Consider the following 14,346-nt stretch of genomic DNA (forward strand, 5'->3'; position numbering starts at 1 on the left):
GTTAGTGCTGGATAGGGTTGCCGTGACCGTCCAGAAGGACGTCAATCACGCAGTCACTGAGGCGGATGATTTCTGCATCGGTGTGCAGGTACACCCATTTGCGCTCCTGAATGACTGCTGAGACGCGATAGGTGCGCCCCTCATGCATTGCCATCATGCCGGGCGTTACACACTGGCGAATGAGCGGGGTGGTGCCGTAGTGCAAGTTGCTGCTAATTTTTTGCAAACTCACCATGCTGTTCTCTCCGAAAATCATTAAGGACAGCCACCGCATCTCTGATGGTGCGGTAGTAACCTAAAAACACTCTCTTCCCCGATGAATCAGTTGATCGTGCAGACCATTTTTTAACATCCGGTCGCCATGAGACGCCCTTTACACCAGTCCTGCTGTCGCTTCTTACCGACTTATTGAGGCAGTTTTCATGACGGCTTGCGGCTCTTAAGTTGCACGCCCTGTTATCTGTTCTGTCACCATTGATATGGTCTACTTCTTCAGGTGATTCCCCGGTGCATAAGAAAAATGCGATTCGAGAAAGGAAGTAGTGCCTTCTTCCAATACCAACTCGGAGATAGCCATTATTGTTTTTTGAACCAGCAGGCCGCCCCTTTACAACCCATCCTGATTTCGTCACTTTCCACGTAAATACTCCGGTTTCAGGGTTGTAATCCAGCAAGGAATCTATCTCTTCAGCACTTGGCAACTTGTGCTTTCGCATCATACCTTCACCTCAACCTGTACCAGGAGGCCAGCCATATGCATCTGCCAGCGGTTAAGCGTCATCTTTTCACGCGGGTTCGATACCGACGTCAGCTGCCACTCGTTATCGTTGAGCTTTTTGGCGGTGTACTGCTTGCCGTTGTGGGTGACTGTCATGATTCCTCCCGGGCGCGGAGCATTGCGTCAGCTATCTGGTATGCTTCGGTTGCCGTGCGGTCATCGCTACACAACCAGTCAGGATTAGCTAGTCGACCCTGCATAGCCTTAGCCGCGAAGTAATCGCGCAGCGTCATGCCGCCTGAGCTGACTTCAAAACCATGTAAGTGACCAACTTCGTCGCGCTCCACGATAGAATCACACGGGAAAGCGCGCCCTCCAGTTTTGTTGCTCATAAATCCTCTTGGCCTTATCGCGGCGAACGGAACGGTTAATACAAGACTTCAACGCATTTATTCAGTGTTTCAATGGGCGGTGGATGGCCGCCGATTGTCATAACTAACCGCACTCATCGAGAACGGTGAGGTATGAAAAAACCCGCCGGAGCGGGTTAGTTGATAGATGCGCCCTTGAGTACAAGGCGTTCTGAAATTTGATCGGCAAGGCCTGATGCCCGCTCTGGGCCACCTGAGTCCTCATCTTTAAACTCTGCTGGATCGATTTCCTGCAATGCCTGGAAGATGATTTCGCTAATCTCATTAGCCTTATCTTTTTCAATCTCACTTGTTAATAAACTGCTTTTCATCGTCTTACCCTCTGTCGTTACCCGCTGATGCAGGAGAAATGCTTTGGTGCTGGCTCCCCACTTTCAAGCAGCAGGGAAGGCCGTCGTCACCTTGGTGAGCCATTACCTCACCAACAAGCTGATAACCGTCTGCCAGCCCAAAGCACTCACCAAAAACCCCGACATTGTCGGGGTTTCCGAAATCATTTGTGGTACCGATTATTTGTGAACGATATAGCTTTGCCGTCGCATAGAATCTCCTTTGTTGCGTGGGTTGATGAATAGAAATGCTTTGGTGGTGTGGGCGGTAACCAGCCGCACAAGTCAGGGCTTCTTCACGTTTACCCATTCTTGCTTGCCACACCCCAAAACACTCCTGTGGTACTTCGCCACACTCTCGCAGTGGCCGCGCTCATGCCCTTGAGTCCTTGTCGCTCATCGCCGCTCATAACCGGTGCGCGGCTGGCGTTCGCGCTGCTTTACCGGCATACCCTTTTCCTCGTTTAACCCTGACCAGCGGTATGTCGCAGTTCGGACCTGCGTCTGGCTCTCTCACTGAGACTCGGGGCCGCATCATTACTGCGGCTTGAAAGTGCGGTCTGTCCGCTTTAGTGCTTCATTGGAATCACTCCTCTAAGTTGAATCAGCGCCAACTCCTTGCCAGTGTTGCCCGTTCTCACGCCGTTATCGCTCTCGCGCGGGGATACTCTCTCACCGACCGGATCGCACCCGGTGATACAGCACGTTTACGTGTAGGGGTCTTAACAGGTCATTGACGCTGTAAATCTGCATGTTGTTAAAAAGCAGGCGACTTGCTGTCCGCCGCTGGCTAACTTCGCTCAGCTGTCGATGTTTCGTTTCGATGGGGTAAAGATACAAGAATACAATCAATCTTGTAAACACATAAATTTGTATTTTCTTGTCTTTATTGGGTATGTAGATGTTTTTGCTTGTAATTTAGTTTGTTGTAAATGTGAGTGGGGGCGTCATATTTTGTAAAAGACGAAAAAAAAGCCCGCATAGCAGGCTTTCTTAATAAGGGGCGGTTATTTTTTGAGGATTTTATTGGCGTTCGCCGTGAGCATATTGTCTGGAAGGCTTCGCAGGTTGTAAATGTAGGTTAAGTAGCATCCGCAGGAACGCGGGAGAGGGTTGTCGTTTAGATAGCCGTTCGGACCTACTTTCATCATTTTTTTCTTTAATGCCCAAGAGCCTTTGATGGCATAAACTTCACCATTTTTGCTGGCGTGTTCAGAGCATTGTCTGGCCCTCCAAATCGCCCCGATAGCATTGTTATCAATGGCGTTCAGATGATCAGCAGCATTCAGCAGCGTCTTGGCATCCTTTAATGAGGAATCAAGACCATTTGATCGATATTGCTTCAGTTTTCTTTTTGTGTGTATTTTTTTCAGCCAATAAAATGCAATACCGATAATCGCTAGTGCAGCAAGTAAACCTAAAAGAAAAGATAGGATATCCATGAGCGCCGCTTTCCTTGGTTGGCTATAGCAAAACTGAGTACCAGAAGACTCGGCCTATGATTTCAACATCTTGCTCCATAGCTTCTTCATCCTCACGGTTAAAGCTGCGTATTATCAGTATTCCGCCCGGCTTTCGGTAAAGTTGCTTTATGCGTTTTAGTTTTTCTTCTCCAGCTCCAGGTTGAGCAATCGCATATAATTTCCCGTCCACAATTCTTTTATTGTTTGTGTCTACCGCTACGGTAGTTCCATCAGGGATGACAGGTTCCATGCTGTCACCAGACGCTGGGAAGCAAAGAACTCCAGAGCCATCACTATTTGCCCCGACACGCCTGAGCGTTGCCTTTGAAAATCTTAACTTAAAACCGTTGTGATCCTCGCTCTGAATTCGGCCGTTACCGCATGCGAATTCAATATCCTTAAGAAACGGCACTTCGACCTCGTCGACAGGCAATGGAGTGTTTTTATCCCAGGCATCAATTGTGCCCCATTCGGCTTCTGGAGGAAGCTCATCGTTTTTGTCGTGCTCACCAGTAAGAAGCCACTTAACAGAGCACTTTAAGGCTGATGCCAGCTCTGGAAGATATCGCGGTCGCTTTGTCTTTCCGTCCTCAAGTTGCTGAATGGCCTGTTGAGACGTTTTTGCCAAAACCGCCAACTCAGCCTGAGTAAGTGATAACTCAGCTCTTCTTAACTTAACTCTCTCCGCAATAGTCATATTCACCTCATAGATAGCATTCCAATGCTTACAAGAAACAAGGTATTTGACAAACAAGTTTGTTTGACAATAAAATACAAATAACCTTGTAAAGGAGGAATCATGGAATCTCTTTCAGAACGCGTAAAAAAACGTCGTAACGAGTTAAACCTTACTCAAGCAAGCCTGGCCGAACTGGTTGGCACAAAACAGCAAACCATCCAGCAGGTTGAGTCAGGTCTTACAAAGCGCCCAAGAAAATTGATCGAACTGGCGACCGCGCTGCAGTGCGAACCGCGCTGGTTACTTTTCGGTGAGCAATCAAATTCAACAGCCGCCTGACCGGCGGCCATAACCAATTAATTCAGAGGAAGTATCGCAAATGGAGACCTTAACAACACGCAACAAAGCGGAGGCGCGACGAATTGAGAGCTGGGTACAGCGGCAAATCGCAGATCTTGGGACCACCAGGATCGCCGAAGTAGCTGGCGTGAACAAATCAACCGTAAGCCGGTGGCGGGAGAACCTGGTTCCGAACATGTCGCTGCTGCTCGCCATCCTGATTTCTAGCAGGGATGGAGTGAAGGGAGATTTTGAAGCATGAACGCAGAAAGGGGAAAAGCCGCGGTGCTGGAACACCAACGGCTTTCTGGTGCAAAAACGACAGTAGTTGCAGGAGGAATAATGGCAAAAAAACCACGCTATTTCCATACCGCTGTACATAAAAACATTACCCGTGACCGCTTTGTCCGTTCCGTTAACCCGGAAGTGGCCGAAAAGATGCGCGCCATCCTGGAAGAACTGAAACGCAAGGAGAGTGGTCGTGGATAACCTCGCAAAAGTAATACCTTTCAGACCGTCTGTATCGGTCGTGGAGCGTCAGGTGGCAGATATCGATGATGGGTATACCCGCATCGCTAACGAGCTGCTGGAAGCGGTTATGGCTGCTGATTTAACGGCTCGCCAGCTGAAGGTCGTTCTGGCGGTGATCCGCAAAACCTACGGGTTCGGGAAAAAGTTTGACCGCATTACCAATACCCAGATTTCGGCGATGACCGGCATTCACCACACGCATGTCTGCAAGGCCAAGAACGAGATGATTGCAATGAACATCATCGTTACCAATGGTCTGGCGATCGGGGTGAATAAGGTGATTTCTGACTGGAATTTCAGCATTAGCCAACATGGCAAAACATTAGCCGAAACAGCTAATGAAACATTAGCCAACTCAGCTAATACCCATAAGCCAACTCAGCTAAACACAAAAGAAACTATTCAAAAGAAAGAAAGAAAAGATCCCCCTAAATCCCCCAAGGGGGAATGTGGCGGGCAGGAAGAAAAACCGGTTTCACAGAAAAAACCAGCAATCGACTATCAAGCTGTGATGTCAGCATACAACTCAACCTTGGGAGACAGATTGCCGCAGGCAGAGGCCCTTAATGACAAACGTCGCCGTAATATCAAGCGTCTGTTGTCTGAGCTGAAAGAACCAACGGTAGAAGCAATTGAGAACTATTTTTCAGCGTTCTCCCGTACTGCAAAGCCGTTTTATTTTGGTGACAACGACACCGGCTGGCGTGCCAGCTTTGACTACCTGCTGCGTTCAGAAACACTGGTTAAAACGCGGGAGGGTTCACTGTGAGCAATGAATTCCTGACCGTACCTCATAACCTCGAAGCAGAGCAGAGCGTGCTGGGTGGCATCATGTTGGATACCGGCAGCGAACGTTGCCAGAAAGCCCTTGCCATGCTGAAGCCCGAATCGTTTTACCTCCGAGCCCACCAGGTGATCTTTGCAGAGATGCGTGAGCTGGTGGCAAAACAGCGACCGGTAGACCTGATAACCCTGATTGAGTCGCTGGAGGCTAAAGGCCTTGAAGAGATGGCTGGCGGTTTTGCCTACATGGCTGAGCTGTCGAAGAACACGCCGAGCGCAGCGAACATCGTTCACTACGCCATAGTGGTTCGCGAGAAGGCCATGGAGCGCTACGGCATCGACATGACCACTAAGGCAACCGAACTGCTGTATGCGCGCAACGGAATGACTACCGCCGAGAAGTTCGAAGCTATCCAGAGTCTGTTCACCGAGATCAGCGATTACGCGCGAACCGGCAGAAAGACCGGGCTCCGCTCATTCCATGACGCGGTATCGGACTGGACTGAAGAATTCGACGAGCGCTGCAAGCCGAACGGCCGAAGCCGGGGCCTGTCCTCCGGGCTTCCGTCACTTGACGATTTGCTGGGCGTAAAGCGCATCGTGCGGGGCAGTCTGTTTGTTATCGGTGCGCGCCCGAAGATGGGGAAAACCACGCTGTACACGCAGATGGCCGTTAACTGCGCCACCGTGGAGAACGAGCCAGCATTGATGTTTTCGCTGGAAATGCCTGAAGGGCAGATGGTCGAGAAGATCACAGCCCAGCAGAGCCGCCTTACGCCAAACCTGTTCTACCCGGACATGACCAAAGAAGATTTCGGTTACCTCGGCGACTGGGATGGGGACATCCAGAAAGCGACCGGAGTGATGAGCGCACTGATTGACACCAACAACCTGATGATTGACGACACTCCCGGCATTGGGCTGGCACACATCGTGGCTGAGGCACGCCGTATTAAGCGCGAGCGAGGCAAGGTTGGCATGGTGCTGGTCGACTACCTGACACTGATGACCGCCGATAAGGCTGAGCGTAACGACCTGGCGTATGGGCTGATCACCAAAGGCCTGAAGATGCTGGCCAAGGAGCTGGACTGCGTTGTCGTGCTGCTGACCCAGCTTAACCGAGATCTGGAAAAGCGCACCAACAAGCGCCCGCTCCCGAGCGACTCCCGCGATACCGGGCAGATCGAACAAGACTGCGATTACTGGCTGGCCATCTACCGGGAAGGCGCCTACGACGAAACAGCAAACCAGAGCGAAACAGAGCTTCTTCTGCGCCTGAACCGTCATGGCGAAACTGGTGTTGTGTACTGCCAACAGCGCCACGGCGCGATTTATGACTGCGACCAGGAAGCTGCTAGTCAGCGCCGTCGCGAGAAAGAAGCGAAGCCTGCACAGCGAGGTGGATTCTGATGAAAGGCAAACAGGCAATTCTGCGTTATCTCGAAACGCACAGGACCTTTACCGCGAAGGATGTGGCCACAGAGTGCGGCATGACCATCAACTGCATCACGAAGAACGCTATCGATCTGGAGCGGGCCCGCAAGATTGTCCGGGTAAGCAAGGTCTGGCGAACGGTGACTTATCGCCTGGCGACGCCGTAAGAGCAGGACGGCACCGCGCGCAGTTGCACCAACGGAATATTTCAGTAATGCCGTAACAGCGCGGCGATGAGAAGGGTATTGATGGTTTGGGGGAGGGTAGGGGTATGAAAATCGAAGATATCAAAAACGTAGCGGTGTTCTTCAATTTGGACGGCAAGACAGTAGCGTTACGAATGGATGCTGAGCAGAAGCGGATCATCGCATTGATGGCGCTGAACACGGCTGATGCTCGAGCAGAACTGATTGAAGTGCCGCACATGACTTTACCAGCAGACCCAGCTATGCAGGAGGCCGCCCAATGAGCAACATCGACAAACAGGCATTACGGGAAGCGGCGGAGAAGGCCAGCACAGATAACCATACCCAGGATGAATGGTTCCACTATCTGCGCTGCTCAACTCCAGAAACCGTGCTGGCGCTGCTGGATGAGCTGGATGCCAAGGACTCAACCATAGCCACTCAGCAGCATGAAATACGAATGCTTCTTAATACGTTAGAGCGAGCATCAGAGAAGAGAAATTCTGACGTCCAGGGGCAGAAGCGGCTTATTGGTTGGCGGGCTTCAGATTACACCGACGAGACATCTGATCCTGAGTTAGCTAAAAACTGGGCTGCAGCCATTGGTGTGCTGCCTATTTTTGAAGGCGACGTGAATACCAAACTAACGGCCGCCGCAGCCGGTAAAGGAGAGGCATCATGAGCACAATTACCAAAGAGAGACTGACGGAATTATCCAGACGTGAAAATGTCGGGGCTATTCTCGGCGAAGAAATTGCAGAGCTGGCGCGTATCGCGCTGGCATCGCTCGAAGCGGTGCCTGTGGGTGAGGTTTCCGAGCAGCGTGATGGACTGGTTATGGACGGCACGGTAGACCTCGGTGGAGCATCAACTCACCGAATTATTAAGGGAGCGAGCAAGATGAAGCGGTTGCCGCTTGGCACGAAGTTTTACACCGCCCCGCCAGCGCCGGTATCTGTGCCTGATGAGATGGAAATGGATGATGACTTTGACAGCGCGTTTGAACACGGAAAAGCTGCTGGCTGGAACGCCTGCCGCGCCGCCATGCTTCAGGGTGCCGAGCCTGTAAGCCAGCCTTGCACGTTACGCGAAGGGGTGGCAGCAATTCGCAACTCTGGCATAGCAATCGACGATGAGAAAATATTTGCAGAGCGTGATGCTCTCAACTCTCCGGTTATTCCGGATGGTTGGAAACTTGTTCCGATTGACCCAACAAAAGATATGTTGCGTGCTGGACAATCGGTGGTTGGGTTCTGGCTGAATACAGTGCATTGCTACTCGAAAATGCTCGCCGCCGCACCAGCAGCGCCGCAGCAGGAGGTGAAGTGATGGGCAAGTTTACTTTCGTCATTGAGTTCGAAGACGGCAAGGAGCCGCCAGTACATGCCCATATGGAAGCTTTGGGCGGGAAGGTTGTAGCGGTCGCGTTCCGGGATGCATTGAGCGAGGGTAATCCTACGCAGACGATCACTACCCATCCTCAGGTGCTTAGTGAGATGCGGTGCTTTATCTGCAATGGTAAGCATCCTATCGGTGTCGCCTGCCCACTAAGTTCGCCATCAGTGGTATCGCATAATGCCTGACCCATTCGACGCATAACTAAACGTCAAGCAACGTTTGATTATTCATTATCACCCAGCCATAATTAAGTCATCGGAGCCTGAACAACTCCGGTGACTTCTGCGCATTTAAGGGGACTTAAATGCGACCACAATCTGAACTCCTCACCTTGTCACAGATGCAGAAATGCACCTGCGATTTCCTGCATTCTGCGTTACCTCTCGGAGGTGGCGTATGAGTATCAAATTCTACCTCCGCGACGAGCAGGTTCGCCGCAACCTCATCGACTACATCAACAAGCAGCCTGTAAACGCAGAGTTCCCCCTTGTTGTGAGTTTTGCCGACCCTAAGCGCACCCTTCCTCAGAATTCACTGTTCCACGCGCTTTGCGGCGACCTGGCAAAGCATCGCATTCAGTGGGCTGGCTCTGCGTGGTCGCTTCCGTCATGGAAGTCAATTCTGGTTTCCGGTCACTCCATTGCCACTGGCGGGCAGGGGAAGGTTATCGCCGGGCTTGAGGGCGAATTGGTGGCAATTCGCGAAAGCACCTCATCGATGGGGATCAAACGGATGAACAGCCTGATTGAGTACACCCAGGCTTTCGCCGTCAGCCAGAACATCCAACTTCGCGATGTCCGTTATCGTGGCGATTACTTTGGGAGGCTTGCATGAATAACCCTCTCGCACGCGTCATCACAAACGAAATCTTCCGCGTCCCGGCGCGCCGCCAGCGTAAGCCCGCGGTTAAGCCGTCCGACATCCCGACCCTGAAAGACTACACCGCCAGTCTGGTGGATCAGAAATGGCTGCGTCTCGCGGCACGGAGGTCGCATGGCTAAGTTACCGCGCCGCAAGTGCGACCATAAAGCTTGTCGCCAGTGGTTCCACCCGGTCCGCGACGGGCAGGTAGTTTGCTCATTCGAGTGCGCCAGCGCGATCGGCAAAGAACAGACCGCAAAAGCCCGCGAAGCCGCTAAGCAGAAGGAAGCGCAGCGTCAGCGCACCGAAGAGAAGGCTGGGCGTCAGCGCCGAAAGGCAAGGCTGGCAGAACTCAGGCCTGACGGATACTACAAGGCTCAGGCTCAGAAAGCTTTCAACGCCTTTATCCGTGCGCGAGACGCCGATTTGCCATGCATCAGCTGCGGAGAGCTCAATCCACCCGATCTACACGGCGGACAGTGGGATTGCGGCCATTTCAAGACAGTAGGTGCTTACCCTGAACTGCGCTTTGAAGAACGCAACGCCCATAAGCAGTGCAAATCCTGTAATGCCGGAGCTGGCAAGTACACCGCCAAGGAGGCCACTGTCGCGCAGCGCTACGAAGCGGGCCTGGTCGCTCGTTACGGGCAGGAATACGTCGACTGGCTCAACGGCCCCCACGAAATGACCAACTACCGCCGGGAAGACTTCATCCGGATCCGCGATGAGTACCGCGCCAAGCTCAAAGCACTGAAACAGCAGGAGGCCGCATGAGCACAGAAACCGAAATTGAACTGGGCAAGGTTGTCGCTTTCCCGTCAAAGAATAAAGACATGCAGGATGGGCTGGTCATTCAGCGAGAAGGCCAAAAGGTCATGTGTCTGCACTCGGCTGTATCGATAAACGGAAAAGAGCGAACGCTACGCTGCCGGAAATGCGAAACGCTAATCGATCCATTCGACTACCTGATGACGCTCTGCGACCAGGAGTCTCGCTACTGGGAAAACGTTAAGTATCTTCGCCGCGAGGAAAAACAGCGTCGCCAGAACATCGAGAAGCTCATTCAGATTGAGAAGAACGCCAAGTCCCGCATTCGCCGCGCCGGTGATAAGTCTCCACTTCCTCTGTGGCAGAACGAGAGGGTGGACGAATGACGCGTGACCAGATTATCCGATACCAGGTAGAAAGCGTTAAGCGCGCCAGCATGCCGCCAGTAGCAAAGCACAGCCAGAACAAAACCAACCAGCCACAGAAGGAAGCCGCATAATGAACCTCGAATCAATCGCTAAATACTTTGCGCCTAAATCACCGATGTTCAGTGACTCTCCTCGCGCAACCGCATCAGACAGTCTCACCGGCACTGACGTTATGGCGGCGCTTGGCCTTGCTGGTCACAAGTGCGGGTTTGGTTTCGATCTTTACCTCTCGAAAATCGGCATTAGCAGCCCAGATATAGCACTGGAGAGACTCTATGAGCAGGCACGTAAGTTATCAGGTAAATTCAGAGCACTGTCTGAACTCGATGAATCAGCTCGGTCAGGCGTGCTTAAGGTTCTCTGCGCTTTTGCATACCAGGATTATTCAAGAAGTGCTGCCAGCACTCGAAAATGTGATTGCTGTGATGGTGGCGGATTTACAGAGGCGCAAGTGTTTACCAACAAGGTCTCATACCCATGGGGGAAACCGCCTTACTGGTCGAAAATGTCGCGTGCCGTTCGCCCAAGCGACTGGGAGAGCTGGACACAGGCGCGTGAGGTGGTGCGAGTTAAATGCAAGCCGTGTAACGGAAAAGGCGTTATCAGCAATTCGTGTCGCTGCCATGGCAAAGGCAAGGTGCTGGACAAAGCAGAAAGCGAACGCCAGGGCGTTCCGGTGATGAAAGCCTGTGACCGCTGCGGTGGAAGAGGTTACGCCAGACTGAAGTTCTCAACGGTGATAGAGGGAATTAATACTGTTGCGGAGATAAAGAAAACGGCGGCCTATGACCAACTTCAGCCGCTCTTTGAGGATCTCGTCGCCGAATGCCACAGGCAGGAGTCTATGGCTGATTCCATTCTCTCAAAAGTAACGAGATGAAAATATTTTTCCCTAATATTGAAAATATATAGGAAAAGGGTATTGCATTTCGCGGAAAAACTGGATAGATTCATCTCTAACGCTGGGAATCCGTTCAGTCGTTCCGAAGCAAAAAAATTCAAGCCCGAGGTTAACGCCTTGGGCTTTTTTATTTGCGGTACGCCGCACACAGAACCCACTGCCTGGGACCCTTCGGCCATAGAGCCGGCATTGCCTTACCCCCATATTGCCCGCCTGTCGCGGGCTTTTTTATTTTCAGGCTCCGGGAACCATCCTCGACATGCCTTCTTGTTAAATCGTCCCGAGGGCCTGACCCCTTTTAAACACACAGCCCCCGCTTTTAAGCCGGAGGTTAGAGACTATGAAAATGCATAACGATCCCCACTCCTGGACGGAGTTTATCGAACTACTCCACAGCTGGTGGCGTGGCGAAACGCCGATGGGTGCCGTCTTGCTATCGGTTGCCATGGCCGCATTGCGAATCGCTTACGGCGGTGGCGGCTGGAAGAAAATGCTCCTTGAGGGGGCAATCTGTGGGGCTCTGACCCTTACTGCTGTGTCAGCTCTTGATTACTTTAACCTTCCACAGTCTCTGTCGATAGCTATCGGCGGCGCGCTAGGGTTTGTTGGCGTAGAGCAGGTTAAGGTTATGGCTTCCCGGGTGTTTAATTCTCGCTTTGGAGGCGGTGATGCAAATCAGTGATAAAGGCATTGCCCTGATCAAGCAATTCGAAGGCTGCAAACTCACCGCGTACCAGGACAGCGTCGGAGTGTGGACGATCGGCTATGGCTGGACCAAGCCTGTCGACGGCAAACCGATCCGAGCCGGGATGACGATTAAGCAGGAAACTGCAGAACGCCTGCTGAAGACCGGGCTGGTCAGCTATGAAAACGACGTGTCCCGCCTGGTCAAAGTTGACCTGACTCAGGGGCAATTCGATGCTCTGGTGTCGTTCACTTACAACCTCGGCGCCCGGTCACTGTCGACATCGACCCTTCTGCGAAAACTCAACGCCGGTGATTACGCTGGTGCATCCGATGAGTTCCTGCGCTGGAATAAAGCTGGAGGCAAAGTCCTGAACGGGCTGACCCGTCGCCGGGAGGCAGAGCGGGCTCTGTTCCTGTCATGATTGGCGCGCTGGTTAAGCGTTACTGGTTACAGCTGCTGGTGCTGGTGTTAATCGGCGTGCTGGCGCTCCTCGTGAACCACTACCGCGACAATGCCATCACCTACAAAGACCAGCGCGATAAGGCGACTCGTAAACTCAGCCTGGCAAACGCCACCATCAAAGACATGCAGACCCGCCAGAGCGATGTTGCTGCACTGGATGCCAAATACACGAAGGAACTGTCCGATGCGAAAAAAACCATTAACGATTTGCGTCGGGATGTCGATTCTGGCGCTAAACGGCTGCGCATCGCCGCAACCTGCCCTGGAGTGTCAAAAGCCACCTCCGCCCCCGGCGTGGATGATGCAGGAGCCCCCGAACTTACTCCAGACGCTCGACGGAATTATTTCGATCACCGGGACGGAATCGCAACCGCTGACAAAATGATTCGCGGCATGCAGGACTACATCAAAGAGCAGTGTCTTAAGTGATTCGTCACCCAAATAACAGAGCCTGACTTCGGTCGGGCTTTTTTATGCCCGAATTTCACCGCGCACCGCAGCGCATTCAACCCACGTCGAACCATACCCTTTGAAATGAGCCTTTGAGGAAGTCAGTTAGTGCTGGCGAGCCTCGACGGGCTGATTTCCTATGCGGCAAAGGTTCATCTCAAAGAAAGGTACACGCTATGAATAATCCGTCAGTTATTCCGGCCTTCGACTTCCGCGAAATGGTCACGACCCTCGACAACAAGATAATCACCACATCACTCAAGGTGGCGGATTACTTTGGCAAGCGACACAAAGACGTTTTGCGTGCCATACGTAACCTGAAATGCTCCGATGACTTCACCCAGCGCAATTTTGCGCCCATTGATTTCATTGATAAAAATGGCGATGTTCAGCCTATGTATAACATCACCCGCGACGGATGCATGATGCTAGTGATGGGATTCACTGGCAAAACAGCTGCCGCAGTGAAGGAGTGTTACATCAATGCCTTCAACTGGATGGCCGAGCAGCTAAACCGGCGCATGGCGATGGGTGAGGAATTGCAGCATCGCTACGCGATCAAAGAAACGCGCTCAAAGCTGAAAGGCACGATCGGAAGCCGTTTGATGAACGAGCGGAAGAAAGAGAAGCGCGTCCTGGAGCTCGAACATGAGCACATCATGCAGGTAACGCAGCCGGAATTACTTATTGGCTGATCTCGGCATTACAGAAGCTCTTCACTGAGGGGCTTCGATAATGTCAACGTGAGGTAAGTATTATGGCAAAACCGGACTGGGGAGCACTGCAAGACCAGTTCCTCGCCGAGCATGCCAAAACAGGTATTTCCCCTAAAGACTGGTGCCAGGCTCAGGGACTGAATTACGCATCTGCGAAACGCTACATCAAAGTAACTTCGTATGGTGCGAAATCGCAGAAAGAGTCTGCGAAAAAAAATGCGAATTCGCAAAAGGGAAGGGGCGAGGCAAGTAAATCCGGGGAGGTGAAAAAATCCACCCGTGAAACAGGCAGCACCAAAAATTCCCGAGACGCGAAACCGATACGCGGGTCACGCACAGCGCCGCCCACGAACGCCTTCCAGCCTGGCAACCAGAATGCACTGAAGCACGGCGGCTACGGTCGCAGGATGCTTCTCTCTGACGCAATCACCGAAGACGCGAAGCTGCTCACGCTAGACGATGAGTTGTTCTGGCTGCGCGCGGCGAATCTGACGGCGGCGGAGAACATCGGGCGCTGGCAGGCTGAGCTGGAGCTGGCAACGGACGAGAAGGCGAAGGAACTCCACTCGCTGATTTCCTCTGCTGAAAAGGCTATGCACCGGAACACGCAGCGTATCGAGTCGCTGGAGTACACCAAAGGCTCGATAGAGAAGCTCCGGGTCGATGCTGCCTACCGCGAACGCGCCACTGAAAAAGTGGAAATGGAAATCGACATCATGAAGGACGGCGACAGCGACAACGCGATCGTCGTACACAATACCCTGCCGATACCTGGAAGATGA

At 52.4% G+C, this 14,346-nt stretch carries 28 protein-coding genes and 1 pseudogene; 21 read left to right on the forward strand and 8 right to left on the reverse strand.

The window, feature by feature from the left end; translation table 11 throughout:
• Position 1: 1 nt before the first annotated feature.
• The 8 genes from ACLHV8_RS04325 to ACLHV8_RS04360 form a co-directional block, all read right to left on the reverse strand.
• On the reverse strand, positions 2-235 hold the full coding sequence (locus tag ACLHV8_RS04325; RefSeq protein WP_023300417.1) for a hypothetical protein: 234 nt from the start codon (positions 233-235) through the stop codon (positions 2-4).
• Positions 213-719, reverse strand: a complete 507-nt coding sequence (locus ACLHV8_RS04330) for an HNH endonuclease (protein ID WP_023277200.1) — start codon at positions 717-719, stop codon at positions 213-215. Before ACLHV8_RS04330 ends, ACLHV8_RS04325 begins: the two co-directional genes overlap by 23 nt.
• Positions 716-874, reverse strand: coding sequence for a hypothetical protein (locus tag ACLHV8_RS04335; protein ID WP_181388849.1), 159 nt, complete (start codon positions 872-874; stop codon positions 716-718). Before ACLHV8_RS04335 ends, ACLHV8_RS04330 begins: the two co-directional genes overlap by 4 nt.
• A complete protein-coding gene (locus ACLHV8_RS04340; RefSeq protein ID WP_047723660.1) occupies positions 871-1,110 on the reverse strand; it encodes a hypothetical protein in 240 nt (79 codons plus the stop codon). Before ACLHV8_RS04340 ends, ACLHV8_RS04335 begins: the two co-directional genes overlap by 4 nt.
• Before the next feature lie 155 nt (positions 1,111-1,265).
• A complete protein-coding gene (locus ACLHV8_RS04345; RefSeq protein ID WP_032655957.1) occupies positions 1,266-1,460 on the reverse strand; it encodes a hypothetical protein in 195 nt (64 codons plus the stop codon).
• 4 nt (positions 1,461-1,464) lie between these two features.
• Positions 1,465-1,788, reverse strand: a complete 324-nt coding sequence (locus ACLHV8_RS04350; RefSeq protein WP_410376763.1) for a hypothetical protein — start codon at positions 1,786-1,788, stop codon at positions 1,465-1,467.
• A 697-nt stretch (positions 1,789-2,485) separates the two neighbouring features.
• Positions 2,486-2,920, reverse strand: a complete 435-nt coding sequence (locus ACLHV8_RS04355) for a hypothetical protein (protein ID WP_063448422.1) — start codon at positions 2,918-2,920, stop codon at positions 2,486-2,488.
• A gap of 22 nt (positions 2,921-2,942) precedes the next feature.
• Complete coding sequence (locus tag ACLHV8_RS04360) at positions 2,943-3,638, reverse strand: XRE family transcriptional regulator (RefSeq protein WP_047721615.1); 696 nt, start codon at positions 3,636-3,638, stop codon at positions 2,943-2,945.
• A gap of 102 nt (positions 3,639-3,740) precedes the next feature.
• On the opposite strand from ACLHV8_RS04360, the gene ACLHV8_RS04365 reads away from it, so the two are divergent.
• The 21 genes and pseudogenes from ACLHV8_RS04365 to ACLHV8_RS04465 all read left to right on the forward strand — a co-directional run bounded on the left by ACLHV8_RS04365 (position 3,741) and on the right by ACLHV8_RS04465 (position 14,346).
• Positions 3,741-3,959, forward strand: a complete 219-nt coding sequence (locus ACLHV8_RS04365; protein ID WP_047721617.1) for a helix-turn-helix domain-containing protein — start codon at positions 3,741-3,743, stop codon at positions 3,957-3,959.
• Between the two features lie 40 nt (positions 3,960-3,999).
• Entirely contained in the window at positions 4,000-4,221 is a 222-nt protein-coding gene (locus ACLHV8_RS04370) for a CII family transcriptional regulator (protein ID WP_054626097.1), read from the forward strand.
• Positions 4,222-4,301: 80 nt separating this feature from the next.
• Positions 4,302-4,448, forward strand: coding sequence for a hypothetical protein (locus tag ACLHV8_RS04375; protein ID WP_165569684.1), 147 nt, complete (start codon positions 4,302-4,304; stop codon positions 4,446-4,448).
• A complete protein-coding gene (locus ACLHV8_RS04380; RefSeq protein ID WP_063448421.1) occupies positions 4,441-5,259 on the forward strand; it encodes a replication protein in 819 nt (272 codons plus the stop codon). The genes ACLHV8_RS04375 and ACLHV8_RS04380 overlap by 8 nt, the downstream gene beginning before the upstream one ends.
• Positions 5,260-5,270: 11 nt before the next feature.
• On the forward strand, positions 5,271-6,683 hold the full coding sequence (locus ACLHV8_RS04385) for a DnaB-like helicase C-terminal domain-containing protein (RefSeq protein ID WP_410377039.1): 1,413 nt from the start codon (positions 5,271-5,273) through the stop codon (positions 6,681-6,683).
• Positions 6,683-6,922 (forward strand): annotated as a pseudogene (locus ACLHV8_RS04390) (protein ren). The gene ACLHV8_RS04385 and the pseudogene ACLHV8_RS04390 overlap by 1 nt, the downstream one beginning before the upstream one ends.
• Positions 6,923-6,978: 56 nt before the next feature.
• On the forward strand, positions 6,979-7,176 hold the full coding sequence (locus tag ACLHV8_RS04395; RefSeq protein ID WP_410376764.1) for a hypothetical protein: 198 nt from the start codon (positions 6,979-6,981) through the stop codon (positions 7,174-7,176).
• Positions 7,173-7,574: an ead/Ea22-like family protein gene (locus tag ACLHV8_RS04400; RefSeq protein WP_410376765.1), complete on the forward strand. Its 402-nt coding sequence runs from the start codon at positions 7,173-7,175 to the stop codon at positions 7,572-7,574. Before ACLHV8_RS04395 ends, ACLHV8_RS04400 begins: the two co-directional genes overlap by 4 nt.
• Positions 7,571-8,221, forward strand: a complete 651-nt coding sequence (locus ACLHV8_RS04405; RefSeq protein ID WP_410376766.1) for a hypothetical protein — start codon at positions 7,571-7,573, stop codon at positions 8,219-8,221. Before ACLHV8_RS04400 ends, ACLHV8_RS04405 begins: the two co-directional genes overlap by 4 nt.
• Positions 8,221-8,475 (forward strand): hypothetical protein, encoded by a 255-nt coding sequence (locus ACLHV8_RS04410; protein WP_063926316.1) that lies wholly within the window; start codon positions 8,221-8,223, stop codon positions 8,473-8,475. The genes ACLHV8_RS04405 and ACLHV8_RS04410 overlap by 1 nt, the downstream gene beginning before the upstream one ends.
• Positions 8,476-8,686: 211 nt before the next feature.
• Positions 8,687-9,124 carry a recombination protein NinB gene (locus tag ACLHV8_RS04415; protein ID WP_337276290.1) on the forward strand — a complete coding sequence of 146 codons (438 nt, stop codon included), beginning with the start codon at positions 8,687-8,689 and terminating at the stop codon, positions 9,122-9,124.
• On the forward strand, positions 9,121-9,291 hold the full coding sequence (locus tag ACLHV8_RS04420) for a NinE family protein (RefSeq protein ID WP_410376767.1): 171 nt from the start codon (positions 9,121-9,123) through the stop codon (positions 9,289-9,291). Before ACLHV8_RS04415 ends, ACLHV8_RS04420 begins: the two co-directional genes overlap by 4 nt.
• A complete protein-coding gene (locus ACLHV8_RS04425; RefSeq protein WP_410376768.1) occupies positions 9,284-9,925 on the forward strand; it encodes a recombination protein NinG in 642 nt (213 codons plus the stop codon). The genes ACLHV8_RS04420 and ACLHV8_RS04425 overlap by 8 nt, the downstream gene beginning before the upstream one ends.
• Entirely contained in the window at positions 9,922-10,305 is a 384-nt protein-coding gene (locus ACLHV8_RS04430) for a hypothetical protein (RefSeq protein WP_063139432.1), read from the forward strand. The genes ACLHV8_RS04425 and ACLHV8_RS04430 overlap by 4 nt, the downstream gene beginning before the upstream one ends.
• A complete protein-coding gene (locus ACLHV8_RS04435) occupies positions 10,302-10,418 on the forward strand; it encodes a hypothetical protein (protein ID WP_410376769.1) in 117 nt (38 codons plus the stop codon). The genes ACLHV8_RS04430 and ACLHV8_RS04435 overlap by 4 nt, the downstream gene beginning before the upstream one ends.
• Positions 10,418-11,227, forward strand: coding sequence for an antitermination protein (locus ACLHV8_RS04440; RefSeq protein ID WP_410376770.1), 810 nt, complete (start codon positions 10,418-10,420; stop codon positions 11,225-11,227). The genes ACLHV8_RS04435 and ACLHV8_RS04440 overlap by 1 nt, the downstream gene beginning before the upstream one ends.
• A gap of 361 nt (positions 11,228-11,588) precedes the next feature.
• Entirely contained in the window at positions 11,589-11,930 is a 342-nt protein-coding gene (locus ACLHV8_RS04445) for a phage holin, lambda family (RefSeq protein ID WP_023311421.1), read from the forward strand.
• Positions 11,914-12,357 (forward strand): lysozyme, encoded by a 444-nt coding sequence (locus tag ACLHV8_RS04450; protein WP_121528294.1) that lies wholly within the window; start codon positions 11,914-11,916, stop codon positions 12,355-12,357. Before ACLHV8_RS04445 ends, ACLHV8_RS04450 begins: the two co-directional genes overlap by 17 nt.
• The gene (locus ACLHV8_RS04455; protein WP_045899734.1) at positions 12,354-12,827 is read left to right on the forward strand and encodes a lysis protein; all 474 of its coding nucleotides are present in this window, start codon (positions 12,354-12,356) and stop codon (positions 12,825-12,827) included. The genes ACLHV8_RS04450 and ACLHV8_RS04455 overlap by 4 nt, the downstream gene beginning before the upstream one ends.
• Before the next feature lie 197 nt (positions 12,828-13,024).
• Complete coding sequence (locus tag ACLHV8_RS04460; RefSeq protein WP_001064347.1) at positions 13,025-13,543, forward strand: Rha family transcriptional regulator; 519 nt, start codon at positions 13,025-13,027, stop codon at positions 13,541-13,543.
• Positions 13,544-13,605: 62 nt separating this feature from the next.
• Positions 13,606-14,346, forward strand: a complete 741-nt coding sequence (locus tag ACLHV8_RS04465; protein WP_410376802.1) for a hypothetical protein — start codon at positions 13,606-13,608, stop codon at positions 14,344-14,346.

It is taken from the genome of Enterobacter sp. CPE_E863 (genome assembly GCF_046521465.1).
Lineage (GTDB): Bacteria > Pseudomonadota > Gammaproteobacteria > Enterobacterales > Enterobacteriaceae > Enterobacter > Enterobacter adelaidei.